We start from the raw sequence: 22,339 nt of genomic DNA on the forward strand, positions 1-22,339 counted from the left end.
CATGAGTCGGGCGATCCCCTCCGGCACCGAGCCGGAGGGGCGTCGGGCCGATGAGCCGGACGGCCGGGGAGAGGCGTCAGCCGCATCTCCGCGCGCCGCCTGACCGTCGTCTCTCCGGACGGCGGCGCCGTGCGGGCGGTGTCGTCAGACCACGTCGCGGGCGTTGTAGCCCACGCCGTCGATGTTCCATGCCACGATTCGACGCGGGTGGATACGGATGGTCTCCGCGTCGAACATCGCCATCAGAGGGGGATCCAACGTCACGATCCGCGCCTCCCCGCGAACCTCGACGCCTCGGCCGCGCTGGCCGAACACATTGGGCTCCTCGGCCGCGTCGTCGATGACGAACGAGACGTGCGGGTTTCCTTGGACGTTACGGAACTTCCTACTCGCGGAGAACGCCGGACCTCCTATGTCGACGGTCCCGGTACCAGGGTTGACGCGGAAGGTCACGGGATTGACCTGCGGTGCGCCCTCGGACCCGATGGTCGCCAGGCGTCCCAATGGATGCTCGACGAGATACCGCAGCTCGGCCTCGGTGAAGATCATGAATTCCCTCTGCTACCTCAACCATTCTTGAGGTCAATCCCGTTCGGCACGCTCATGACCCTGCGCGCACGGCCCCTGCGCGCCCCGGACGCCGCCGCCCTCGACGACACGGGCCGACCGGCGACGCACGTGATCCACGGAGAAGCGGCCCGTCGACGACGTTCCTTCCGGGCACGAATCGGGGCAAGATGAAGCATGGTCAGGCTCGGCACCGCCACGTCCTCGGACGTCCCGCGGATATGGGGGCGTGAGCTGCGCTCACTTCGCGACGCCACGGGCGCCCCGATCGCCTTCGGCGGCCCGGTCACGGACGGCCGGCTGCGCCTCCAGCACTTCGACGGCACCCGTACCGGCCTCCTGTCCGGGCTCGCGGTGTCTTCGGGCGCCGGGGTCGGAGGCCGTGCCTGGGGCGAGGGCCGTGTGGTCGGCGTGGACGACTACCGCACGGCCGGCGAGATCTCCCACGACTACGACGTCCCCGTCCTGGCCGAAGGGATTCGAGCCACCGTCGCGGCGCCGGTGCTCGTCGGCAGGACGGTCCGAGGCGTGATCTACTCCGCCGTTCGCGAGAGTCCGGGACTGGGCGACCGCCTCAAGACCGCGACCACGGCGGCGGCCCGCACGCTGGCACGGCAGCTGGCCATGGAGGATGAGATCGACCGGCGCGTGGCCGCCCACGTCGAGTCGGTCGGCAGGCTGCACGCGAGCACGGTCGAAAGGCTGCGCACGGTCCACTCCGGCCTGCACGCGTTGCTGCGGAACACGTCCGACGACACGCTCCGCCGGCGGATCGCCGAGCTGCTGGCGGAGGTGTCCGGAACCGCCGGCGAGACGTCCGGTGACGTGCCCGCGCTCAGCGCTCGCGAGCTGGCCGTGCTGTCGATGGTGGCGACGGGACGGACCTACCCGAGCGTGGCGGCGGAACTCGGCATCTCGCCCATGACCGTCAAGAGCTACATGCGCGACATCCTCGTCCGGCTCGACGCGCACAGCCGGCACGAGGCCGTCGTCGCCGCCCGTCGCCACGGCCTCATCCCGTGACCCCCCATCGGGGGGTGTCGCGGCGGGACGATCAGGGTCACCATGTGCGGCGGACGACCAAGGAGGCCGCGATGTCGATCGACCCCACATCCGCACTGCGCGCCGCGCGAGACGAGCTGCTCGACCTGCGCACCTCGTACGGCGACGCCGTCGCGAGGTTCTCGTGGCCCGACGTGGGCGACACCTTCAACTGGGCGCACGACTGGTTCGAGACGTGGGCGCGGGACAACGAGCGCACCGGCCTGGTGATCGTCGAGGAGGACGGGAGCCGCGCCGCGTACTCGTTCGCCGAGCTGTGCCGCAGGTCCGACCAGGTGGCCCGTCATCTCGCGGCCGGTGGAGTCGGCCGCGGCGACAGCGTCGTGATCATGCTCGGCAACCAGGTCGAGCTGTGGGAGACGATGCTCGCCGTCATGAAGCTGGGCGCGGTCATCATGCCGACGGCCACGGCGGCCGGTCCCGCGGAGCTCGCCGACCGGCTCGACCGCGGGAACGCGAAGGCGGTCGTCTGCAATGTGGCGGACACGGCGAAATTCGAGGCCGTTCCCGGCGGCTACCTGAAGGTCGTCGTGGGAGGAACGGCCGACGGCTGGCGCGAGTTCGCGGCGGCGTACGAGCTCGACGCCACCCCGCTTCCACACCCGGGCAACGCGAGCACGGACCGGTTGCTGCTCTACTTCACCTCGGGCACGACCAGCAGGCCCAAGCTCGTCGAGCACACCCACGTGTCCTATCCGGTGGGCCACCTGTCGACGATGTACTGGCTGGGCCTGCGGCCCGGAGACGTCCACCTCAACATCTCCTCGCCCGGCTGGGCGAAGCACGCATGGTCGAACTTCTTCGCGCCGTGGCTCGCCGAAGCGACCGTCTTCGTCTACAACTACGCGCGTTTCGACCCGGTGGCGCTGCTGGCGCGGCTGCGGTCCGAGAACGTGACCACGTTCTGCGCCCCTCCCACGGTGTGGCGCATGCTCATCAACGCCGACCTGTCCGAGTCGCCCGGAGCGCTTCGCGAGGCCGTCGGCGCGGGCGAGCCGTTGAATCCCGAGGTCATCAGCCAGGTCGAGAAGAACTGGGGGCTGACCATCCGGGATGGTTTCGGGCAGACCGAGACCTCCGCGCTGGTCGGCAACTCACCCGGCCAGCACGTCAAGCCGGGATCCATGGGCCGCCCGCTGCCCGGCGTCCCGGTCGTTCTCGTGGACGCGACGACCGGTGCACGGCTCTCCGGCGAGGGCGAGGGAGAGATCTGCCTGGACCTGTCCCGGTCCCCGTTGAGCCTCATGACCGGATACCAGGGGGACGAGACGCGCAACGCCGAGGCGATGGCGGACGGCTACTACCACACCGGGGACGTCGCGAGCCGGGACGCCGACGGCTACATCACCTTCATCGGGCGCACCGACGACGTCTTCAAGGCCTCCGACTACAAGGTCAGTCCGTTCGAGCTGGAGAGCGTCCTCATCGAGCATCCCGCCGTCGCGGAGGCCGCCGTCGTTCCCGCTCCGGACTCCGTCCGGCTGGCCGTTCCGAAGGCGTACGTGCTGCTGGCGCCGGGCCACGAGCCCGGCGAGGAGACGGCGCGGTCGATCCTCGCCTACGCCCGGGAGCATCTGCCCCCCTACCTCCGGGTCCGCCGGCTGGAGTTCTACGACCTGCCGAAGACGATCTCCGGCAAGATCCGCCGGGTCGAACTGCGGGCCCGCGAGGAGCGGCACGCGGACGCGCGACTGACCGGCGAGTGGCGCGACGACCAGTTCGACCTGTCCTGAACCGCCGGGGTACGCCTGATCCGCGCCGCCCAGCGGGGATCAGGCGGCCGGCCGGGTTCGAGGTGCGCCCCAAGATCGGGACGGCGCTCCCCGACTTTCGGCACGGACGGTCCCTACCTTCGTGTGGCCGGTCGGTCGGTCAGGGGCACACCGGCCGTTCGAAGAAGGTCTCCAGGACGACGATCGCCTGGGTGCTCGCCACTCCCTCAATGCCGTAGATCCGCCGCAACACGTCCTGGAGCTGCTCGGTGGTCGCCGTACGCACCTTGACGAGCACCGACGCCTCGCCCGCGATCACGTGCGCTTCCATGATCTCCGGGATCCCCGCGAAGGCACCCCCGGACTCCCCCATCCACGCGTCGGCGCCGACCATCACATATGCCAGCACCGGCCGGTCCAGCGCCACGGGATCCACCTCGACCGTGGTCGCCCCGATGACCCCGCGCTCGCGCAGCTTGCGCACCCGCTCGTGCACCGCCCCGGCCGACAGCCCGACCGCCCGCCCCAGCGTCGCGTAGGACTGCGCGGCGTCGCGCTGCAGTTCGGTCACGAGCGCGCGATCGACCTCGTCCAACTGAACTCCGTTTGGCATAATGCGAATATTACCGAAGGAGATTCAGTCATGGAGCGATTCCGGGCCGAGTTCGAGGTTCTCGACGAGCGTTTCGGCTACGACGGCGGCGACGACTACGTGGAGGTGCTCCACAGCGGCAGCCGCAAGACCGAAGGGCCCGCGTACTTCCCCGCCGGACGGTATCTGGTGTGGAGCGACATCCCCAACGACCGGCTGCTGCGCTGGGACGAGACCACCGGCGCCGTCGGCGTCTTCCGCACCCCGTCGGGCAACGCCAACGGCAACACCGTCGACCTCGAGGGCCGGCTGATCACCTGCGAGCAGGGCGCCAGGCGGGTCACCAGGACCGAGCACGACGGCACCGTCACCGTCCTCGCCGACCGCTACCAGGGCAAGCGCCTCAACAGCCCCAACGACGTGGTGGTCCGCTCGGACGGCACGATCTGGTTCACCGACCCGCGCTACGGCATCACCGGCTACTACGAGGGCAGCCCGGCCGAGAGCGAGATCGGCGGCGACCACGTCTACCGCCTCGACCCCGTCTCCGGCGAACTGTCGATCGTGGCCGACGACTTCGTCCGGCCGAACGGCCTGGCCTTCTCGCCGGACGAGTCGCTGCTGTACGTCGTGGACACCCGCAAGCGGCACCTGAGGGTGTTCGAGGTGACCGCGGAAGGGACTCTGGCGGGCGGCAAGGTCTTCGCCGAGGCCTGGTTCGACGGGATCCGCCTCGACTGCTACGGCCGGGTGTGGGCGGCGGCCATGGAAGGCCTCCACTGCTACGCCCCCGACGGCACCCTGATCGCCCGCCTCCGCCTCCCCGAGTCGGCCTCGAACCTCACCTTCGGCGGCCCCAAGCGCAACAACCTGTTCATCACGGGCTCGGGCGGCGACCTGTACTCGATCCGGGTGACCTTCGCCGGGGCCAGGTGAACCATGTGCTCCCCGCCCCCTCTCCTTCCAGGACGGGAGCCGGGGCGGCGACCGCGGGGGACTGTGGCGCCGGGGCGGGGGACGGTGACGGGCGCGTGACGACCGAACCCGGACATGCGAATCGCCGGGCCCCGCTCTGGCGCGGCCGTGCATCACGTCGCGGTATGCAGGTGCAGCTTTGTGGTGCCGTCGCGTCCGACCTTCGCGCACCACCCGAGTCCGGTGGCCCCGCACCCTCAAATGGCGCATTCCGTCAAACCTGGAATTGCGTCGCTGACCCCGATTCGTTTATGCGGCTGATATGTCGCCGGCAAGCTCGGCTGGTCCACGGCGATGATCGACAGCTCCCACATCCGGGCGCTCAAGTGCGGCCCAAAACTGGTCCGAGCCCGGTCGACCGAGGCCGAGCGGGCTCCAAGCACCATGTGATCGCCGACGGAAACGGCATCCCCTAGGACTTCTTACTCTCCGTGTCCACGCTGTCTTCGTCACGTGATCGGGTACGCGAGGCCATCGATCGACAGTTGCGGTAACCCGCAAGTTCCTAGGGCAGAACTGAGGCAGAACTGGGACCTAACCCCTGATGATCTGTCGGTCAGGGGAGGCGTGGCGCGACAACTGTCCTGCGACCACGCCACCCAACCTGACGTGCGAAGTTCTTACCGGACGGGCAGGCCGGTGACGGAGCGGCCGATGATGAGGCGCTGGATCTCGGACGTACCTTCGAAGATCGTGTAGATCTTGGCATCGCGGTGGAAGCGCTCCACGGGGTGCTCGCGGGTGTATCCGGCGCCGCCGAGGATCTGGATGGCCTGCTCGGTCACCCACACCGCGGCCTCGCTGGCGACCAGCTTGCTCATCGACCCTTCGGCCTGATCCATCGGGCGCCCGTGCCGGGCCATCCACGCGGCGCGCCAGGTCATCAGCCGCGCGACGTCCACGCGGGTGGCCATGTCGGCGAGCAGGAACGCGACCGCCTGATTCTCACCGATCTTGCGGCCGAACTGCTCGCGCTCGCGGGCGTAGTCCCTGGCGTACTCGTACGCGGCGCGAGCGGTGCCCACCGCCATGGCGGCCACCAGCGGCCGGGTGGACTCGAAGGTCCGCATGGCGCCCTGCTCGCCGCCACGCGCGCCGGAGCGCACGCGGGCGAGGCGGGCGTCGAGCTTCTCCTTGCCGCCGAGCAGGCACGAACCGGGAACACGGACGTTGTCCAGGACGACCTCGGCGGTGTGCGAGGCGCGGATGCCGTGCTTGCGGAACTTCTGCCCCTGCGAGAGCCCCGGGGTGCCCGGCGGGATGATGAAGGACGCCTGCCCGCGGGTCCCCAGCTCGGGATCGACGGAGGCGACGACGATGTGCACGTTGGCGATGCCGCCGTTGGTCGCCCAGGTCTTCACGCCGTTGAGGACCCAGTCGCCGTTGTCGTACACGGCGCGGGTCCTGATCGAGCCCACGTCGCTCCCGGCGTCCGGCTCGGAGGCGCAGAACGCGCCGACCTTGACGTCGTCGGGGGTCCCGAACATCTGGGGCAGCCACTCCCCCATCTGCTCCGGCGTGCCGCCGGTGGACAGGGCGGCCGCGGCGAGGCCGGTGCCGACGATGGACAGGCCGATGCCGGCGTCTCCCCAGAAGAGCTCCTCGAACGCCACGTGCAGCCCGAGCCCGGACTCCTCGAACCACTGCTGGGCGAAGAAGTCCAGGGAGTACAGCCCGATCTTGGCGGCCTCCTGGATGACCGACCAGGGGGTCTCCTCGCGCTCGTCCCACTCCGCTCCGGCCGGGCGCACGACGTCACGAGCGAACTCGCGCACCCAGTCGCGTACCTCGCGGATGTCGTCGTTCAGTTCGGGGCAGAACCCCGTCGCGCCGTCGCTCATCGCACTTCTCCACAGGGGTCGAGATATGGGGGCCGGGCCGTGAGATCACCAACCGTAGCACCGGCCGGCGAGCAAACTTACCGGCGAGTAGCATTCCCGGCAACCGGCCCGGAACCCCGTTTCTCCCCTGCTGGACGAACGCACCGCGCCCCGCCTCAAGAAGATCGACCGGACCGGCTCATCCGCGCCCTTCGCCGACCGCGGCCCGGAGCGACACCCGTCCAGCGACGCGGCGACGCGGCGACGCGGTCAGGATTGGGCGAACAAGCGGTCGTAGACGTCCGAGTGCCGGCGGCCGGCCATGAAGTTCAGGAACCGGCGGACGAACTCGGCACGGGTCAGTCGCTCGTCTCCGCCGCCCGGGTCGCGATTGAACGCCGTGCGGAAGAGGACCCGGTACTCCCGCGCGTCGATGACCTGGTCGTCATCCGCATCGGTGACGTCGAACAGGACGTCGGCGACCCTGATGAGGGCGGAGCTGGTCATGGCGGCGGTCGCCGCGGCGTACTCGTGGCCGGTGATGCGTCCGTCGCCGTCGGTGTCCAGCTCCTTCTGCAGCTCTCGCCACCAGTCGGCGAAGGCGGCGAACAGGCGGTCCTCGTCCTCGGTCGCCAGGTCGAGACGGGTGGCGATCTCCCGGGCCATCGCGGCGAGGTCGGGCCAGTCGAGGTGGCCGTTTCCGGTCTGGTCCAGGACCTCGGAGAAGAACCGTGAGGCGGACCGTAGCGTCGAGTCGCCGGTGGCGGCCGTACTCGGGGTGGGCGTGAGGAGGCGGAGGAGCGCCCCCGCCTTCGCCGCGCCGCGGCGCAGCTCTGTCAGCGCGTCGCTGCCCGGTCGAGGAGAGTACGTCGGGTCCAGCATGTCCATGACCGTGTCCAGCCGTGTCCACGCCTGCGGCAGCAGCTGCGTCGCGAGCCTTGCGGACAGGTACGTGGTGTGAATCAACGTGCGTGTGCCCGGCAACTCGGGCAGCCCCAGCCGTGCGCGAAGCGGCTCGGGCAGCGACGCCACGGTGATCGCGGTGGCCACGGGGCCGGCGACCGCCCTGCCCGCCGCCCACAAGGCCGGGCGGTCGCGAAGCAGAGGTGGAGCGGGTACCTGCGCGAACAGGCGGTCGAGGATGACGTGGACCGCTTCGGTGTTCTCCAGCCGCTCCTCGATCATGAATTCGTAATAGCGCCAGAACTCCCGCAGCGTGGGCGGAAGCTCCCCTCCGCCGGGGTCCATCAGGGCGAGGAACGCCAGGAACTCGGAGTACAGCCGGTCCGAGGCGGGGCCGTCGAGGGACTCGCCGCTCAGCCGGCACATCGTGACCGTGGACTCGAACAGCGTCGCCACCACCCAGGCGCGCGCCTCGGGATCTGCCGCATTGAACGGGCGGCCCTCGGCGTCGGTGCCGGTGATGCGCGCGTGCAGGCGGTTGAGCCGGGCCGCCTCCCGCTGCCGCACCCGCTCGTCGGGGTCGAACATCCGCTGTGCGCTGAGCACGGTGTTGCGCAGCCGCCGCCAGGGGTGCGCGACGAAGGTCGAGTTGGTCATCAGCGCCGCGCCGATCTGGGGGTGCGCGGCCTCCAGGACGATGGCTCGGGACGCCACCAGCCCCCAGCGCGTCTGGTGGGCCAGCGGGTGGAGCATCGATCCCGGCCCGAGTGGGTCGTCGGGGTCCGCGGGCATGCTGCCGTCATCGGTCCCGGCGGGTACGGCGTAGCTCATCGAAGTCCCTTTCCTGTCGCGGTCGGCACCTGTACGCCGCCGAACCGGCGGTCCCGCCGTCGGTAGACGTCCAGGCATTCCCAGAAGTGCTCGGAGCGGAAGTCCGGCCACAGCACGCGGGGAAAGACCCATTCGGCGTAGGCCACCTGCCAGAGCATGAAGTTCGAGATCCGCTGTTCCCCGGAGGTACGGATGACCAGGTCCACCTCCGGCATGTCGGGATGGGGCAGATAGCGGGCGAAGCTCTCCTCGGTGACCTGCTCGGGCCGCACCCCGTCGCGGATCAGCGACCGGGCGGCCTCGACGATGTCGCGGCGTCCGCCGTGGTCGAACGCCACGGTCAACGTCATCCGCCGGTTGTCGCGGGTCAGCGCCATCAGGTCGGCGATGTCCCGGGCCAGCGCCGGCGGGATCCGGGGGTCGGTGACCCCCAGGAAGCGGCATCGGATCCCGCGCGTGTGCAGTGCCAGGGCGTGTTTCCGGATGGCGCGCCGCACCAGCCGCAACAGGACGTCGACCTCGGCGGCCGGCCGCCGCCAGTTCTCGGTGGAGAAGGCGTACAGGCTCAACCACTCGACGCCGGCCGTGTGGGCCGCCTCGATGACATCGATCACGGCGGCCTCGGCCGCCTGATGCCCCGCGGTGCGGGGCAGCGACCGCTGTGCGGCCCACCGGCCGTTTCCGTCCATGACGCATGCCACATGATGAGGCAGGCCTCTCACACCGCCCACCGTGAGGAGGAGAACATCGCCGCTCCCGTCGTTGGCCGAACCTCAAAAGTGCGCATTGGGCAACCATGTCGCACCTCACGCAATGACCCGCCGCGCCAACTTTTACCCTGTAATCAGGCGACTACACTTTGGAATCATCACTGTCGGCCGCGGCCGGATACACGCGAGGAGCCCGGCTCAACCCGCGTGTCCGTCAACCGACGTCCGGCACGCCGAGTCGATCACAGCGCGTCAGGCCCCCTACCGGGACACCTACGATGAGCCGGCGTAGTGCGGGATGGTCACCATCGGCGGGCGCTCCGCGACGGCGACGTCACGCACCACGGGGTCGTGTCCGGACACGCCGCGCCTGAACTGGGTGAGCGCGGGAGACGGGGAGTGCAGAGAGACGATGTGGTTCTGGCGCTCCAGCCGCGACCAGGCGGTGTACATGATCTGTCCGGCCATCCCGCCGAGCGCCTCGGTGGACTGGTGGGAGTGCACCCGCCGTCCGAGGTCGACCTGGGCCAGCGCGTCCAGTCCGGCCAGGTCGAGCAGGTCGATCAGCAGGCCGAGCTCCACGCCGTACCCGGTGACGAAGGGCACCCGTTCCAGGGCGCTGCGCCGCCCGGCGTACTCGCCCGCCAGCGGCTGCACGAACCCCGCGAGCAGCGGCCAGTGCAGGTTGAGCAGCGGCCGCGCCACCAGCTCGGTGACCCGCCCTCCGCCACCCTGGAGCTCGGACAGCGGCCGGTCGTAGCACCCCTTGACGTACACGATCGAGGGGTCGGCGAGCAGCGGCCCGAGCAGGCCGGTCACGAACGAGGTGCGGAACTCCCGCAGGTCGGCGTCGACGAAGACGATGAGATCTCCGGTGCTCACGGCGAGGGACTTCCACAACGCCTCGCCCTTGCCGTCGAGCGGGTGCAGGTCGCACAGGATCTCGTCCTGCGCGAAGACCTTCGCCCCCGCCTCTACGGCGTGCGCCGCCGTCTCGTCGGTCGACCGGGAGTCGATGACGATGAGCTCGTCCACCAGCGGGACCGCCTCGACGAGATCCCGCCGGATCGCCGAGACGATCTCACCGACGGTCTCGGCCTCGTTCCTGGCCGGCAGCACGACGCTGATCCTCGTGGCGCCCTTGGCGTCCATCAGAGCCCTGACGGGCCAGTCGGCCGAGGATGTCATACGGCTGTGCAGCCAGGCTTCCACCTCAGGCAGCACGCACGACCCTCTTCTCTACGCCACAGTCCACACTCATCACCTTATGGCGTCCCGTACCGGGCGGGCGGCGGCGGCCGTACCGCACTCGCCGGAGGACGTCACCGCGCCCGGATCGCGGATGCGGTGAGGATGAGGGTGGCGCCGGCGAGGAGTGCCACGGCGACGGCGGCCACCAGGACGGCGAAACCGTACTCAGCCAGCGCGGACGCGGCCTGCGGTCCCAGGCTCGCGCCGACGAACAGGAAGAACGTGAACAGGGAGACCGCGGTGCCGCGCGCCCGCCCCGCGAGGCCGCCGACCGTCTCGATCACGCTGGGCGCGGCGATGCCGATGGCGAAGGCGAAGGCGAACACGGCCAGGAGGAGCGCCGGCCCGACGACGCCCGAGGCGGTCATCGCTATCACGACGGCGCTCGCGGCGGCCACCACCAGGGCCAGGCCGGCCCGACGACCGGCGGCGAGCCTGGCCAGCCACGGTGTGACGAACGGGATCGCGACGAACGCGGGCAGCGCGGTCGCCCGGAGTGTCAGCAGCGCGGCGGGGTTCCCGGCGATCTCGGCGGGGCCCTCGAGCTGGAGCGCGGTGTAGATCGCGACGAACGCGCCGAGGATCACCAGCGTGGCGGCGTAGAGCAGCACGAGCCGCGGGTCACGGACCAGGGCGGGTACGGCGGCGTAGGGGCTCGCGACCGCGCCGGTCGCGGTGTCCGGGAGCCATCACCCGGGCGAGGACCACGGCCATGACGGCGAAGGCGGCGCCGCCGACGAGAAACACCGTCCGCCACCCGGCCAGGTCGGCGACGGCCTTGGCGGCGAGTTGGCCGATCACGGCCGAGGCGAAGAACGCGGAGGTCACGGAGGTCATCGTGACGCCGCGGCGCCGGGGTTCGATCCGCTCGGCGATGTAGGCGAAGGCGACGGGCGCGAACGCCGCCGTGGTGGCGCCCTCGACGAAGCGCAGGGCGATGGCCGTGCCCGCTCCGGTGCTCGCCGCGACCAGCGCCGTGGTGAGCGCGGTGGCCGCCATGCCCGCCACGATCACCCGGCGCCTGCCGTACCGGTCGGAGAGCGGGCCGAAGACCAGGAACCCCGAGGCGTAGCCGAAGCCGAAGGCGCTGACCAGCCAGGTGAGCGTGTTGGCCGAGGTGCCCCAGTCGTTCGACATCGTGTCGAAGAGGGGGATGACGCCGTAGAGATGGCCGGTGGCGAGCAGGCCGGTCAGCACGAAAACGAGCACCGTACGGCCGAAGGGCGCCGGAACGGCCGGTCCGGCGGGTGACGGGACGGGTGACGAGGTGGGCGGGCGGGAGGCGGGGAGGGGCGTCGAGGTCATGCCGGGAAGGTAGCCAACCAACTAGTTGGTAGTATGGTTCGGGGTTCCGGCCGTATCCTGGAGACCCGCCACGGCAGCACCTCCCGGGAAGAGGCCTCTTCAGATGTCACCCAAGGATTCGACCGCCGCGACCAGGACGGCCCTCCTTGACGCCGCCCGCGTCGAGTTCGCGGCGAAGGGCGTCGCCGGCGCGCGCGTCGACACCATCGCCGAGCGCGCGGGGGTGAACAAGGAGCGGATCTACGGCCACTTCGGCAACAAGGAGAAGCTGTTCGACGCCGTCATCGTCACCGCGCTCGACGAGCTCGCCGAGGCCGTGGCCATGCCCGGGAAGGACGCGGGCGACTACGTGGGGCGGCTGTTCGACTATTACCGCGACCATCCGGACCTGGTCCGGCTGCTCATGTGGGAGGCGCTGCACTACCGGGGCCAGGAGCTGCTGCCCGGCCAGGAGTACCGGGTGGAGAAGTGCGGCAGGAAGACCGCGTCACTGGCCGACGGGATGGGCCGCGCCCCGTCGCCGGAGGTCGCGCGCACACTGATGACGCTCGTCGGAATGGCCATATGGCCCACCGCGATGCCCCAGTTCGGCCGGATCTTCCTCGGCGAGGACGCGGCGGGCGACCACGAGGCGATGCGCGAGAGCCTCGTGAATCTCGTCCGCTCCGCCCTGGACTGACGAGACCCGGCCGGAACCTTGAGCGGCGGGGTACATGGGCTCCGGCCGGGCGGTCCGATGGATCAGGACGCGGCGTGCCGCTCCAGGAACGCGTACACGTCGGCCTCGTCGACGCCGGGGAACGACCCCGGCGGCAGGGCCGCGAGAACGTGGGAGTTCGCCCGCGCCGACGGCCAGGCGTAGCCCTCCCAGCGCTGGGCCAGCTCGGAGGGCGGCCGGCGGCAGCACTCGCCGTTCGGGCAGTTGGACCTGGTCCGGTTGGTCGTCTCCCTGCCGCGGAACCAGCGGGACTCGCGGAACGGCACACCCAGGGTGATCGCGTAGTCCTTACCCTGGGACGGGTCCACGTGGGCCACGCAGAAGTACGTCCCCGTGGGCGAGTCGGAGTACTGGTAGTACACCGAGAACCGGTCGGGTGACAGGAACACCTGGCGGCCCGACCACTGCACGCACATCCGCTGGCCCTCGATGGCGCCCTGCTCGTCGGCGGGGAAGACGATGCCGTCGTTCTCGTACGCCTTGTAGATGATGCCTCCGGCGTTGTTGCGCACGAAGTGGCAGACGAGGTCGAGGTGCCTGGTCGCCAGGTTGGTGAACCGGTGTGCCGCCATCTCGTACGAGACGGCGAAGACGTCACGCAGGTCCTCCACCGACAGCGCCCGGTCCTGCTTGGCCTCCCGCAGGTACGGCACGGCCGCCGCCTCCGGTACGAGCACGGCCGCGGCGAAGTAGTTCGCCTCCACCCGCTGGCGGAGGAAGTCGGCGAAGTCGCGCGGCTTGTGGTGCTGGAGCGCGAAGTGGCCGAGGGTCTGCAGGAGGACGGTGCGTGGGGTGTGCATGCCGAGTTGCTCGCGCTTGAGGTAGATCCGCCGGTTGCGTAGGTCCGTCACGGAGCGGGCGGAACGCGGCAGGTCCTGCGCGGTGTGGACGGTGAACCCGAAGTGGGACACGAGCGCCTGCACGGTGCTCTCCGAGAGCGCGCCCGTGCGGTAGCCCACGGCGGCCAGCGACTCGGCGGCGGCGTTCTCGATCTCCTCGAAGTAGTTGCCCAGCTCGCGCTGCTTGCGGCGCAGCTCGGCGTTGGCGGCCCGCGCCTCCTCGGGCGTGGCCGTCCCCTTGGCCTGGCGCGCCTTGAGCTCCTCGTACAGCCCGAGGATGTGCTCGAGCACGTCGTTGGTGACGCGGGCGGAGACCTTCAGCCTGCTCAGCCCGAGGCTCGCGTAGATCGGATCCCGCTGGGCCTCCTCAAGCGCGATCTCCAACTGGGCCCGCCGGTTGGGGGCCTGCCTGCGGAGCAGTTCCTCGACCGGCACGTTCAGCGCGGCGGCCAGGGACTTCAGCAGGGACAGCTTCGGCTCGCGCTTGCCATTCTCCAGCAGGGAGAGCTGACTCGGCGCGCGCCCGACGCGTTCCCCCAGCTCAGAGAGGGTCAGGCCACGCTGCTTGCGCAGATGTTTGAGCCGCTGACCGAAGGCGAGGAGATCGAGCTCCTGCGTCAAAGACAGCGGTTCTTCGCCAAGCAAGGATGCCATACCGCGATCATATGCGAAATTTCGTGATTTCTTCCACTCCGGGGCGTCGCAGAGCGTCCGCGACTCCGCGCCGTACTGGTTCCACCGCCGCGAGACCCGCGCGCCCGCGCTCGGCGGAGCCGCGCCGCCGGTGCGGCTTCCGCTCCCCCACGCACGCCCCCGCGCTCCGGCTGCCACCAGCCCGGAGGGGCGACTGTCATTGGTCTAGTCCATAGAGAAAAGTCCGCGTTTCTTCTCTCCTGAATACCCGCCAGTATTCGCTCGGCCGAAAAATCTGCCGTCTTTCACAGTGATCTCGCCTTGCTGGAACTCCCGACATCGCCGCAAACTCGAACCAAGCACCCAGGTGACGACAGAACGCATCAAACAGGGCAAATGTCCTGTAGTGGGCGGCAGCAACAAGGGAGTGACGACAATGTCGGACCGGTTCAAGGCGGCCACGCAGCGGCTCCAGGACGACTGGGACACCAACCCCCGATGGAAGGACGTCCAGCGCACCTACACGGCGGAGGACGTGGTGCGGCTGCGCGGATCCGTCCAGGAGGAGCACACGCTGGCCCGGCTCGGCGCCGAGCGGCTGTGGCACCTGCTGCAGACCGAGGAGTACGTGCACTCCCTGGGGGCGCTCACCGGCAACCAGGCCGTGCAGCAGGTCAAGGCCGGCCTGAAGGCCATCTACCTGTCCGGCTGGCAGGTCGCCGCCGACGCCAACCTGGGCGGCCAGACATACCCCGACCAGAGCCTCTACCCGGCCAACTCGGTGCCCGCGGTCGTGCGGCGCATCAACAACGCCCTCCTGCGGGCCGACCAGATCACCTGGTCCGAGGACGACGCGAACGCTCCCCACTGGCTGGCGCCGATCGTGGCCGACGCCGAGGCCGGGTTCGGCGGGGTGCTCAACGCGTTCGAGCTGATGAAGGGCATGATCGCCGCCGGAGCCGCGGGCGTGCACTGGGAGGACCAGCTCGCCTCGGAGAAGAAGTGCGGCCACCTGGGCGGCAAGGTGCTGATCCCCACCGCACAGCACATCAAGACCCTCAACGCGGCTCGCCTCGCGGCCGACGTCTGCGGAGTCCCCTCGCTGATCGTCGCGCGGACCGACGCCCAGGCCGCGACACTGCTGACCAGCGACGTGGACCCCCGCGACCAGTCGTTCTGCACCGGCGACCGCACCGCTGAGGGCTTCTACCGCGTCCGCAACGGCGTCGACGCCTGCGTCGCCCGCGGCCTGGCGTACGCGCCGTACTCCGACCTGCTCTGGATGGAGACCTCCACGCCCGACCTCGACGTGGCCCGCGCGTTCGCCGAGGCGATCAAGGCGCAGTACCCCGACCAGATGCTCGCCTACAACTGCTCGCCGTCGTTCAACTGGAAGCAGCACCTGGACGACTCCACCATCGCCAAGTTCCAGCGGGAACTTGGACACATGGGGTACAAGTTCCAGTTCATCACGCTCGCCGGCTTCCACTCGCTGAACTACTCGATGTTCGAGCTGGCCCGCGGCTACGCCGAGGACGGCATGAGCGCCTACGTCGAGCTGCAGGAAAAGGAGTTCGCGGCCGAGTCCCGCGGCTACACCGCCACCCGCCACCAGCGCGAGGTCGGCACCGGATACTTCGACCTGGTCAGCACGGCCATCGCGCCGGACTCCTCGACGACGGCCCTGAAGGGCTCGACCGAGGAGGAGCAGTTCGCGCAGGCTCACTAACCAGCGGGATCGGGTGACGTCCGCCTCCCTCCGGGGGCGGGCGGACCCGTTACCAGGTCGATGAGAGGGCCCCGTCACGGCGCCGCAGGTCACCCCCGGGATCTGACGGCAGGTGACGGGGCCCTACTCGCGTCTCCCAGGTCTGTTGCGGGCCCTCACTCCCTCACAGTTCACGGGGCGGGGACGGTCACGCGGCGGCGGTGTCGGAGCCTCCGGCCCGGACCTCGACGGCGTTGAGGAAGCGCGACACGTGCCGGAAGAAGATCCGCGCCTCGGGCACCACGTCGGCCAGGATCGGGAACACGTGCGGCATGCGGCGCCACTCCTCGTAGGTCACCGGGACGCCGTTCTCCCGCGCGCTCAGCGCGACCCGGCGGGCCTCGTTCCGCAGGATCTCGGTCGAGCCGGTCACGATCATGAGCGGAGGAATGCCCGTGTAGTCCCCGAACACCGGCGAGACCAGGGGGTCACGGCAGTCGAGGCCCTCCGTCCACTGCCGGGCGAGCCAGTCCACCCGGCCCGCGGGCAACATCGGATCCAGCCAGCGGTTGTCCTTGCGGCACCCGTCGGTCAGGTCGGTCCACGGCGACAGGCAGATGGCGGCGGAGGGCAGCGGAACGCCCCGGTCCCGCAGGGCCAGCAGCGTGGCGAGGGTCAGGTGCCCGCCGGCCGAGTCCCCGGCCAACAGCATGTCCTTCGCCGCGAACCCCCGATCGAGCAGGCATTCGTACGCCTCGAGGGCGTCGCTGAGGGACTCGGCGAGGGAGTGGACCGGCCCCTGCCGGTAGTCGAGCGCGAGCACCGGGCGCCGGGTGGCCGCCGACAACCGCCAGGTGATGGGCCGGTGGGTGGCCGCCGAGCAGATGAAGTAGGCGCCGCCGTGGAAATAGAGCAGCACCTTGGTCTCGTCCAGGCCGGGGCCGCCCCGTACCCATTCGCCCGAGCAGCCGTTGAAGCTGGCCTGGACGGTGGAGGCCTCCGGCGGGAGACGTCCCGGCACCCATTGCCCGAGGCCGATCAACCTGCTGGCGAGGGCCATTCCGGCCGTGTGCCGCAGGAGGACGGCGGAGATGGGGCGGGCCGTACCTCGCATGATCCCGTTGAAAGCGGCGGCCTGCCAGCTGACGGGGTAGCCGGGATGGATGTCGACATCGATCTCCGATTTCACGCTGACCTCCACTCCCGTCTGCTGGGATGATTGCCGCGGACTACCGCTCTTGCGGACGGAGACCGCGCCGACCGGAAGGATTTCACTATATGTCGGGATATTCCGGAACCCCTCTGCCCAGAAAACTGGGGATCAAGCCCGGACACCGGGTACTCATGATCAACTCCCCCTCGGGGCTCGGCATCGACGACCACGAAGGGCCGGAGCCGTACGACGTGATCCTGCTGTTCTGTCCGGACATGGCCACTCTTCTGGACGAGTTCCCCGGCGCCGCCGGGCGGCTCGCGAGGGATGGCGGGCTGTGGGTGTGCTGGCCCAAGAAATCCAGCGGCGTCGCGACGGACCTGTCCGGAGGCCCGGTCCGCGAATACGGCCTCGAGCGGGGACTGGTGGACAACAAGGTCTGCGCCGTCGACGAGACATGGTCGGGTCTGCGCTTCGTCTACCGGTTGGTCGATCGTTAAATCCGTTGCCCGCGCTCCGGCGGGACGCTAAGTTTCGTCGTTCGTGCCCACACTTCATCGGAGGTTCCTCACCGAATCGCACCTCTTATCCCTTTATGCCCAACTTGTGCGATATAGCTTCCGCAAGCACGCGACCTACTGGGGAGCCGCCGCGGCCGGGGCGTTCACCAACACGGTCTTCGGGGCCCTGCGGGCGTACGTGCTGATCGCCCTCTGGCAGGCCCGTCCCGCACTCGGCGGGTACGACGTCACCGACGCGGTGACCTTCTGCTTCCTCACCCAGGCGTACATCGGGCCGATGCAGGTCTTCGGCGGCGGCCTGGAGATCACCCAGCGCATCCGCACCGGCGACATCGCCCTCGACCTGGTGCGCCCGGCACCCCTTCTGCTGTGGAGCCTGTCCGAGGACCTGGGCCGTGCCGGGTTCCTCTTCTTCGTACGGAGCGTCCCGCCGACCATCGCCGGCGCGCTGCTGTTCGGGATCGGCTTCCCCGGCGAGGCGACCGTGTGGGCCGCGTTCGCGGTGAGCTTCGCGCTCGGCGTCGTCATCAGCTTCGGCTGGCGCTACATCGTCGCGCTGGCGACCTGCTGGCTGCGCGACGACCGGGGCCTCGCGGTCATGTCACTGGTCCTGACGACGTTCTTCAGCGGGCTGATGCTCCCCCTGGTCATCTTCCCGGGCTGGCTGGGCACGTTCGCCCGAGCCCTCCCCTGGTCGGCGATGGTCCAGGTCCCCGCCGACATCTATCTCGGTAAGGCCGACATCCCAGGCGCGCTGGGGTTCCAGGTGATGTGGGCCGCCGTCCTGCTCGGCCTGGGCGCCCTCCTGACCCGGGCGGCACGGCGGAAGGTGGTCGTCGATGGTGGGTGAGAGCCGATGCGCGTCTACCTCCTGCTGATCTGGACGTGGACCAGGGCGGCCGCGCGCTATCCCGTCTCGTTCACCCTCATGACCGTCGGCGGCTGCGTGACCGCCGGTCTGGACGTCGCGGTCATCTGGGTCATCTTCGCCAACACCACGACGCTCGGCGGCCTCGGCCTGTCCGAGGTCATGTTCCTGTACGGCACGGCGGGCCTGGCGTTCTCGCTCGCCGACCTGCTGTTCAGCAACGCCGACCGGATCAGCCAGCACATCAGGGCGGGCACCTTCGACGCCATGCTGATCCGGCCGGTCGGGACCTTCGTCCAGATCACCGCCGACAGGTTCACCCCGCACCGCGCCGGCCGGGTGCTGCAGGCGGCGGTCGTCCTCGGGATCGGCCTGGCCCGGCTGGACGTGCCCGTCACCCGGGCCTGGATGATCCCCGTCATGGTCCTCTCGGGGCTGGTGATCTTCACCTCGATCTGGGCGCTCGGCGGAGCGCTCCAGTTCCTGCTCACCGACGCCCCCGAGATCGCGAACGCCTTCACGTACGGCGGTGCGCAGCTCACGCAGTACCCCCTCAGCGTGTACGGCGCCGACCTCGTCCGGGGTGTCACCTACGTCCTGCCGCTGGCGTTCGTCAACTGGCAGCCCGGCCTGTACGTACTGGGCCGCGAGGATCCCCTCGGCCTGCCGTACTGGCTGCGTTTCCTCTCACCGGCCGCCGCGGCGGCGATGGCCGCCGTCGCGGCGCTCGCCTGGCGGTCCGGAGTCCGCCGCTACCGATCGACAGGGAGTTAGAGCAGATGATCGACGTCGACCGCATCGGCCGGTCGTTCCGCGTCCGCGGCACGACCGTGCACGCCGTACGCGACCTGTCCTTCCGCGTCGGGGCCGGGGAGTTCGTCGGCTACCTCGGCCCGAACGGCGCGGGCAAGTCCACCACGATCAAAATGCTGACCGGCATCCTCGCGCCGACCTCGGGCCGGGTCACCGTCGCCGGGCTGGACCCGTCCCGGCGCCGTACGGCGCTCGCCCGCGAGATCGGCGTGGTGTTCGGGCAGCGCACGACCCTGTGGTGGGACCTCCCGCTGCGGGACAGCTTCGAACTGGTCCGACTCCTTTACAAAGTAGATCGTGCCCGATTCCGGGAGCGGCTCGACGAGATGACCACACGACTCGGGCTGGGCGACTTCCTCGGCACGCCGGTCCGCCAGCTCAGCCTCGGCCAGCGGATGCGCGGCGACATCACCGCCGCGCTCCTGCACGACCCGTCGGTCCTCGTGCTGGACGAGCCGACGATCGGGCTCGACATCGTCAGCAAGGCCGAAGTCCGCGCGTTCCTGCGCGAGCTCAACACCGAGCACGGGACGACCGTCCTGCTGACCACGCACGACCTCGGCGACATCGAACGGCTGTGCCGCAGGGTGATGCTGATCGACCACGGGCGGCTGGCCTTCGACGGCACGGTGGACGAGCTGCGCGCGACGGTGCCGGGCGAGACGTCCATCGAGGACGTCGTCGCCCACCTCTATCTCAGTAGCCCTGCTCCTCGAACTCGTCCTCATCGTCCTGAGGAGGACCCGCCCATCGCGACGGCATGAGCACCGGCAGGAAGAGGGCCACGCCCAGCATGCCGTACACGCCGGTGGAGAGGAGCGTGAGCATGCCGTGCCCCGCCTGGACGACCTCCTTGTGGAGGGACGTCGCGGTCGGGGCCAGGCCGGCCGCGCGGCTGACGTCGAGCGCGTAGACGACCGTCCACGCGAGCAGCGCCATCGACGGCACGAACGCCGCGAGCGGGGACATCCGGCCGACCAGCACCAGGCCGAGCAGCAGTCCCACGACGGCCAGCACACCGAAGGCGATGAGAATCCGGGAGTCCTTGAAGGGCTCGATGTTCTGGGCCGCGCCGCGCACCGCCTCCTGGGCGGCCCAGCCGCCTCCGAAGAGAAGGGCCGCCGCAAGAAGCACGCCGACCAGCAACCCGAAGAAGTGCCGCATGACCACCACCTCGTGTGGGAGCGCCCTGAGGGGGGTGCGGGCGCCCCGCGGTTGGCGGCAACATTAGCGACAAAATCCTCAAAACCGCATACTCCCGTCCTGACTGGCGTCAGGACGTGACGTCGCGCGAGGTGAACCGCGCCCAGGCGAGCGAACCGGAGATCACGATGTAGCCGGCGAAGACCAGCAGCCCCGTCCCCATGCGCCCGGTGTCCATGGGCGCGCGAAGCACCCCGTCGAACGCGTTCCACCACGACGTCAGCAGGAACGGCCGGAGGGCCGACAGTTGCGGGATCGCGGCCAGGACCTCCGACACCACGACGAGCACCACGGTCGCGGAGATCGCGCCGATCGGATTCTCGGTCAGCGTCGAGAACAGCAGCGCCAGCGCGCCGAGCGCCGCCATCCCCGCCGACGCGTACAGCACGGCCACCCCGGCACGCAGCAGGCCCTCGGCGAAGGGGACCGTCGTGCCGGACAGCAGCGTGACCGGCCCGGACGGGAACAGCACCAAGCCCGCGACCAGCGCGGACACCGCGACCAGCGTGCACGCGGCCAGGCAGAAGAGCAGCACGTTCGCGTACTTCAGCGCCAGCAGCCTGCCGCGTCCGGCCGGGGCGGTGAGCAGGTACCTCAGCGTTCCCTGGCTCGCCTCGCCCGCCACGGCGTCGCCCGCCACCACCGAGACCGCCAGCGGCAGGATCAGCGGCAGCATGACGAAGAACGCGGCGAAGGTGAGGACGAGGCCGTTGCCCGCCACCTGGGCGACGATCGACTCGGTCACGCCGTCCCCGGCCACCAGGCGCACCGCCACCCCGATCAGGATCGGCACGACGGCGAGCACCCCGAGCATGGCCAGGTGCCGCGGCCTGCGGAAGGTCAGCGCCGCCTCGGCTCCGAGCAGCCGCGCCGCCGCCCGGAGACGCCCCGGCCCGCGGTCCGGTACGGCTCCCGCCCGTTCTGTCGCCACCCGTGCTGTCTCCTGGTTCGGCGCCTGGTCCGGCGCCCGGTCCGGCGGGGTCAGTACCGCCGTCGACGGTCGACGTGCGCGATCCGACGGTTCATGATTCGACATCGAAACCCTCCCCGGTGAGGCGGACGTAGACGTCCTCCAGGCTGGGCCGCACCACCGCGAAGCCCCGTACGGCGACACCCTCACGGACGAGCGCGGCGCAGATCCGCTCGGGGGCGGCGTCCCCCAGCGCGGCTGTGGCCACCCCGTCGGCGTGGACCGCTCCCGCCAGGCCGAGCCCGGAGAGTACGGCCACCGCCTCGCCCGCGTCGGGCGTCTCGACCCGGATCGCGGGCGCGGCGCCCGCGCGCAGCTCCGTGATCGGCGCCTGGGCGACGAGCCGCCCGGTGCGCATGACACCGACGTGGGTGCACATCTGCTCCACCTCGGACAGCAGGTGGGAGGACACGAACACCGTGGTCCCGTCCGCGGCCACCTCCTTGATCAGCGCGCGTACCTCCCTGGTGCCCTGGGGGTCGAGGCCGTTGGTCGGCTCGTCGAGGACGAGCAGGTCCCTGGGCCCCAGCAGGGTCGCCGCGATGGCCAGGCGGTGGCGCATGCCGAGGGAGTAGGCCCGGTACCGTTTGCCGGCCGCGGCCCCGAGCCCCACCCGGTCGAGCGCCTCGCCGACGCGGCGCCGCACCGTACGCTGGTCCGAGCGGGGATCGGCCGCGTCGAACCGGCGCAGGTTGGCCTCGCCCGTGAGATAGGGATAGAAGGCGGGCCCCTCGACGAGGGCACCGACCCGCGGCAGCGCCCTGGAGATCCCCGCGGGTATGGGCTCGCCGAGCACCGAGCAGGCGCCCGACGTCGGGGTGACCAGCCCGAGAAGCATCCGGATCGTGGTCGTCTTGCCCGAACCGTTCGGCCCGAGGAAGCCGAAGACCGCCCCGCGCGGGACGACCAGATCGAGGTCGTCCACGGCCACCTGACCGCCGCGGAACCGCTTGGTCAGCCCGGTCGTGACGATCGCGTTCTCAGCAGTGCTCTCAGCAGTGCTCTCAGCAGTGCTCTCGCCAGTGCTCTCAGTCGCGCGGTCCGTCACGTTCCCTGTCGCGTTCCCTGTCGCGTTCCCTGTCACGTTCTCATCGGTGGAGGGCGGGGGCGCCGCGCTGGGCGCCCCCGCCTTCGTCGGCGGGCTCATCCCGCCGACCGTCCCGCCGCGTGCATCACCGGAGACCG

At 70.3% G+C, this 22,339-nt stretch carries 22 protein-coding genes and 1 pseudogene; 10 read left to right on the forward strand and 13 right to left on the reverse strand.

Annotation, left to right across the window (positions count from 1 at the left end):
• Positions 1 to 144 precede the first annotated feature (144 nt).
• Positions 145 to 549 carry a PPOX class F420-dependent oxidoreductase gene (locus tag IMZ11_RS20720; protein ID WP_228643908.1) on the reverse strand — a complete coding sequence of 135 codons (405 nt, stop codon included), beginning with the start codon at positions 547 to 549 and terminating at the stop codon, positions 145 to 147.
• Positions 550 to 744: 195 nt separating this feature from the next.
• Here IMZ11_RS20720 and IMZ11_RS20725 point away from each other — a divergent pair, with 195 nt between their 5' ends.
• Both IMZ11_RS20725 and IMZ11_RS20730 read left to right on the forward strand, forming a co-directional pair.
• The gene (locus tag IMZ11_RS20725; protein WP_228643910.1) at positions 745 to 1,590 is read left to right on the forward strand and encodes a LuxR C-terminal-related transcriptional regulator; all 846 of its coding nucleotides are present in this window, start codon (positions 745 to 747) and stop codon (positions 1,588 to 1,590) included.
• Between the two features lie 71 nt (positions 1,591 to 1,661).
• Positions 1,662 to 3,362: an AMP-binding protein gene (locus IMZ11_RS20730; RefSeq protein WP_228643912.1), complete on the forward strand. Its 1,701-nt coding sequence runs from the start codon at positions 1,662 to 1,664 to the stop codon at positions 3,360 to 3,362.
• A 139-nt stretch (positions 3,363 to 3,501) separates the two neighbouring features.
• Here IMZ11_RS20730 and IMZ11_RS20735 read toward each other — a convergent pair whose 3' ends face one another.
• A complete protein-coding gene (locus IMZ11_RS20735; protein WP_228643914.1) occupies positions 3,502 to 3,954 on the reverse strand; it encodes an Lrp/AsnC family transcriptional regulator in 453 nt (150 codons plus the stop codon).
• 30 nt (positions 3,955 to 3,984) lie between these two features.
• Here IMZ11_RS20735 and IMZ11_RS20740 point away from each other — a divergent pair, with 30 nt between their 5' ends.
• Both IMZ11_RS20740 and IMZ11_RS20745 read left to right on the forward strand, forming a co-directional pair.
• The gene (locus IMZ11_RS20740; protein WP_228643916.1) at positions 3,985 to 4,869 is read left to right on the forward strand and encodes an SMP-30/gluconolactonase/LRE family protein; all 885 of its coding nucleotides are present in this window, start codon (positions 3,985 to 3,987) and stop codon (positions 4,867 to 4,869) included.
• A 306-nt stretch (positions 4,870 to 5,175) separates the two neighbouring features.
• A pseudogene (locus IMZ11_RS20745) lies at positions 5,176 to 5,321 on the forward strand (IS5/IS1182 family transposase); the annotation flags it as partial.
• Positions 5,322 to 5,528: 207 nt separating this feature from the next.
• On the opposite strand, the gene IMZ11_RS20750 reads toward IMZ11_RS20745, so the two are convergent.
• The 6 genes from IMZ11_RS20750 to IMZ11_RS20775 all read right to left on the reverse strand — a co-directional run bounded on the left by IMZ11_RS20750 (position 5,529) and on the right by IMZ11_RS20775 (position 11,728).
• The gene (locus IMZ11_RS20750) at positions 5,529 to 6,749 is read right to left on the reverse strand and encodes an acyl-CoA dehydrogenase family protein (RefSeq protein WP_228643918.1); all 1,221 of its coding nucleotides are present in this window, start codon (positions 6,747 to 6,749) and stop codon (positions 5,529 to 5,531) included.
• A 249-nt stretch (positions 6,750 to 6,998) separates the two neighbouring features.
• Entirely contained in the window at positions 6,999 to 8,462 is a 1,464-nt protein-coding gene (locus tag IMZ11_RS20755; protein ID WP_228643920.1) for an oxygenase MpaB family protein, read from the reverse strand.
• Positions 8,459 to 9,193 carry a polyprenyl diphosphate synthase gene (uppS, locus tag IMZ11_RS20760; protein WP_308066826.1) on the reverse strand — a complete coding sequence of 245 codons (735 nt, stop codon included), beginning with the start codon at positions 9,191 to 9,193 and terminating at the stop codon, positions 8,459 to 8,461. Before uppS ends, IMZ11_RS20755 begins: the two co-directional genes overlap by 4 nt.
• A gap of 252 nt (positions 9,194 to 9,445) precedes the next feature.
• Complete coding sequence (locus tag IMZ11_RS20765; protein WP_228643924.1) at positions 9,446 to 10,396, reverse strand: glucosyl-3-phosphoglycerate synthase; 951 nt, start codon at positions 10,394 to 10,396, stop codon at positions 9,446 to 9,448.
• A gap of 98 nt (positions 10,397 to 10,494) precedes the next feature.
• Positions 10,495 to 11,034: a hypothetical protein gene (locus IMZ11_RS20770; RefSeq protein WP_228643927.1), complete on the reverse strand. Its 540-nt coding sequence runs from the start codon at positions 11,032 to 11,034 to the stop codon at positions 10,495 to 10,497.
• A gap of 10 nt (positions 11,035 to 11,044) precedes the next feature.
• A complete protein-coding gene (locus IMZ11_RS20775; protein WP_228643929.1) occupies positions 11,045 to 11,728 on the reverse strand; it encodes an MFS transporter in 684 nt (227 codons plus the stop codon).
• A gap of 103 nt (positions 11,729 to 11,831) precedes the next feature.
• Here IMZ11_RS20775 and IMZ11_RS20780 point away from each other — a divergent pair, with 103 nt between their 5' ends.
• Positions 11,832 to 12,407, forward strand: coding sequence for a TetR/AcrR family transcriptional regulator (locus IMZ11_RS20780; protein WP_061259588.1), 576 nt, complete (start codon positions 11,832 to 11,834; stop codon positions 12,405 to 12,407).
• Between the two features lie 62 nt (positions 12,408 to 12,469).
• Here the strand turns inward: IMZ11_RS20780 and IMZ11_RS20785 are convergent, their stop codons facing one another.
• Positions 12,470 to 13,939 carry an XRE family transcriptional regulator gene (locus IMZ11_RS20785; RefSeq protein ID WP_061259589.1) on the reverse strand — a complete coding sequence of 490 codons (1,470 nt, stop codon included), beginning with the start codon at positions 13,937 to 13,939 and terminating at the stop codon, positions 12,470 to 12,472.
• A gap of 415 nt (positions 13,940 to 14,354) precedes the next feature.
• On the opposite strand from IMZ11_RS20785, the gene aceA reads away from it, so the two are divergent.
• Positions 14,355 to 15,647 (forward strand): isocitrate lyase, encoded by a 1,293-nt coding sequence (gene aceA / locus IMZ11_RS20790; protein WP_061259590.1) that lies wholly within the window; start codon positions 14,355 to 14,357, stop codon positions 15,645 to 15,647.
• Between the two features lie 187 nt (positions 15,648 to 15,834).
• On the opposite strand, the gene IMZ11_RS20795 is transcribed toward aceA, so the two are convergent.
• A complete protein-coding gene (locus IMZ11_RS20795) occupies positions 15,835 to 16,815 on the reverse strand; it encodes an alpha/beta hydrolase fold domain-containing protein (protein WP_228643931.1) in 981 nt (326 codons plus the stop codon).
• Positions 16,816 to 16,904: 89 nt separating this feature from the next.
• Between IMZ11_RS20795 and IMZ11_RS20800 the strand changes: the two genes are divergently transcribed.
• From IMZ11_RS20800 to IMZ11_RS20815, 4 genes are all read left to right on the forward strand, one after another.
• Positions 16,905 to 17,279 carry a hypothetical protein gene (locus IMZ11_RS20800; RefSeq protein WP_228643933.1) on the forward strand — a complete coding sequence of 125 codons (375 nt, stop codon included), beginning with the start codon at positions 16,905 to 16,907 and terminating at the stop codon, positions 17,277 to 17,279.
• A 106-nt stretch (positions 17,280 to 17,385) separates the two neighbouring features.
• Positions 17,386 to 18,150, forward strand: a complete 765-nt coding sequence (locus IMZ11_RS20805) for an ABC-2 family transporter protein (protein WP_228643935.1) — start codon at positions 17,386 to 17,388, stop codon at positions 18,148 to 18,150.
• Positions 18,151 to 18,156: 6 nt separating this feature from the next.
• The gene (locus tag IMZ11_RS20810; protein ID WP_228643937.1) at positions 18,157 to 18,942 is read left to right on the forward strand and encodes an ABC transporter permease; all 786 of its coding nucleotides are present in this window, start codon (positions 18,157 to 18,159) and stop codon (positions 18,940 to 18,942) included.
• 5 nt (positions 18,943 to 18,947) lie between these two features.
• Positions 18,948 to 19,745 (forward strand): ATP-binding cassette domain-containing protein, encoded by a 798-nt coding sequence (locus IMZ11_RS20815; RefSeq protein WP_228643939.1) that lies wholly within the window; start codon positions 18,948 to 18,950, stop codon positions 19,743 to 19,745.
• Here the strand turns inward: IMZ11_RS20815 and IMZ11_RS20820 are convergent.
• The 3 genes from IMZ11_RS20820 to IMZ11_RS20830 form a co-directional block, all read right to left on the reverse strand.
• Complete coding sequence (locus tag IMZ11_RS20820; RefSeq protein WP_228643941.1) at positions 19,678 to 20,145, reverse strand: hypothetical protein; 468 nt, start codon at positions 20,143 to 20,145, stop codon at positions 19,678 to 19,680. The two genes, IMZ11_RS20815 and IMZ11_RS20820, sit on opposite strands and share 68 nt — an antisense overlap.
• 109 nt (positions 20,146 to 20,254) lie before the next feature.
• A complete protein-coding gene (locus IMZ11_RS20825; protein WP_228643943.1) occupies positions 20,255 to 21,115 on the reverse strand; it encodes an ABC transporter permease in 861 nt (286 codons plus the stop codon).
• A 91-nt stretch (positions 21,116 to 21,206) separates the two neighbouring features.
• Positions 21,207 to 22,301 carry an ABC transporter ATP-binding protein gene (locus IMZ11_RS20830; RefSeq protein WP_228643945.1) on the reverse strand — a complete coding sequence of 365 codons (1,095 nt, stop codon included), beginning with the start codon at positions 22,299 to 22,301 and terminating at the stop codon, positions 21,207 to 21,209.
• Between the last annotated feature and the right edge of the window lie 38 nt (positions 22,302 to 22,339).

This window comes from Microtetraspora sp. AC03309 (assembly GCF_020826795.1).
Lineage (GTDB): Bacteria > Actinomycetota > Actinomycetes > Streptosporangiales > Streptosporangiaceae > Microtetraspora > Microtetraspora glauca.

Coding starts and splice junctions, on each gene's coding strand:
- IMZ11_RS20780 (WP_061259588.1), top strand. CDS start 11,832: ATGTCACCCAAGGATTCGACCGCCGCGACCAGGACGGCCCTCCTTGAC.
- IMZ11_RS20755 (WP_228643920.1), bottom strand. CDS start 8,462: ATGAGCTACGCCGTACCCGCCGGGACCGATGACGGCAGCATGCCCGCG.
- IMZ11_RS20815 (WP_228643939.1), top strand. CDS start 18,948: ATGATCGACGTCGACCGCATCGGCCGGTCGTTCCGCGTCCGCGGCACG.
- IMZ11_RS20785 (WP_061259589.1), bottom strand. CDS start 13,939: ATGGCATCCTTGCTTGGCGAAGAACCGCTGTCTTTGACGCAGGAGCTC.
- IMZ11_RS20725 (WP_228643910.1), top strand. CDS start 745: ATGGTCAGGCTCGGCACCGCCACGTCCTCGGACGTCCCGCGGATATGG.
- IMZ11_RS20810 (WP_228643937.1), top strand. CDS start 18,157: ATGCGCGTCTACCTCCTGCTGATCTGGACGTGGACCAGGGCGGCCGCG.
- IMZ11_RS20775 (WP_228643929.1), bottom strand. CDS start 11,728: ATGACCTCGACGCCCCTCCCCGCCTCCCGCCCGCCCACCTCGTCACCC.
- IMZ11_RS20820 (WP_228643941.1), bottom strand. CDS start 20,145: ATGCGGCACTTCTTCGGGTTGCTGGTCGGCGTGCTTCTTGCGGCGGCC.
- aceA (WP_061259590.1), top strand. CDS start 14,355: ATGTCGGACCGGTTCAAGGCGGCCACGCAGCGGCTCCAGGACGACTGG.
- IMZ11_RS20830 (WP_228643945.1), bottom strand. CDS start 22,301: ATGAGCCCGCCGACGAAGGCGGGGGCGCCCAGCGCGGCGCCCCCGCCC.
- IMZ11_RS20750 (WP_228643918.1), bottom strand. CDS start 6,749: ATGAGCGACGGCGCGACGGGGTTCTGCCCCGAACTGAACGACGACATC.
- IMZ11_RS20730 (WP_228643912.1), top strand. CDS start 1,662: ATGTCGATCGACCCCACATCCGCACTGCGCGCCGCGCGAGACGAGCTG.
- IMZ11_RS20720 (WP_228643908.1), bottom strand. CDS start 549: ATGATCTTCACCGAGGCCGAGCTGCGGTATCTCGTCGAGCATCCATTG.
- IMZ11_RS20735 (WP_228643914.1), bottom strand. CDS start 3,954: ATGCCAAACGGAGTTCAGTTGGACGAGGTCGATCGCGCGCTCGTGACC.
- IMZ11_RS20800 (WP_228643933.1), top strand. CDS start 16,905: ATGTCGGGATATTCCGGAACCCCTCTGCCCAGAAAACTGGGGATCAAG.
- IMZ11_RS20740 (WP_228643916.1), top strand. CDS start 3,985: ATGGAGCGATTCCGGGCCGAGTTCGAGGTTCTCGACGAGCGTTTCGGC.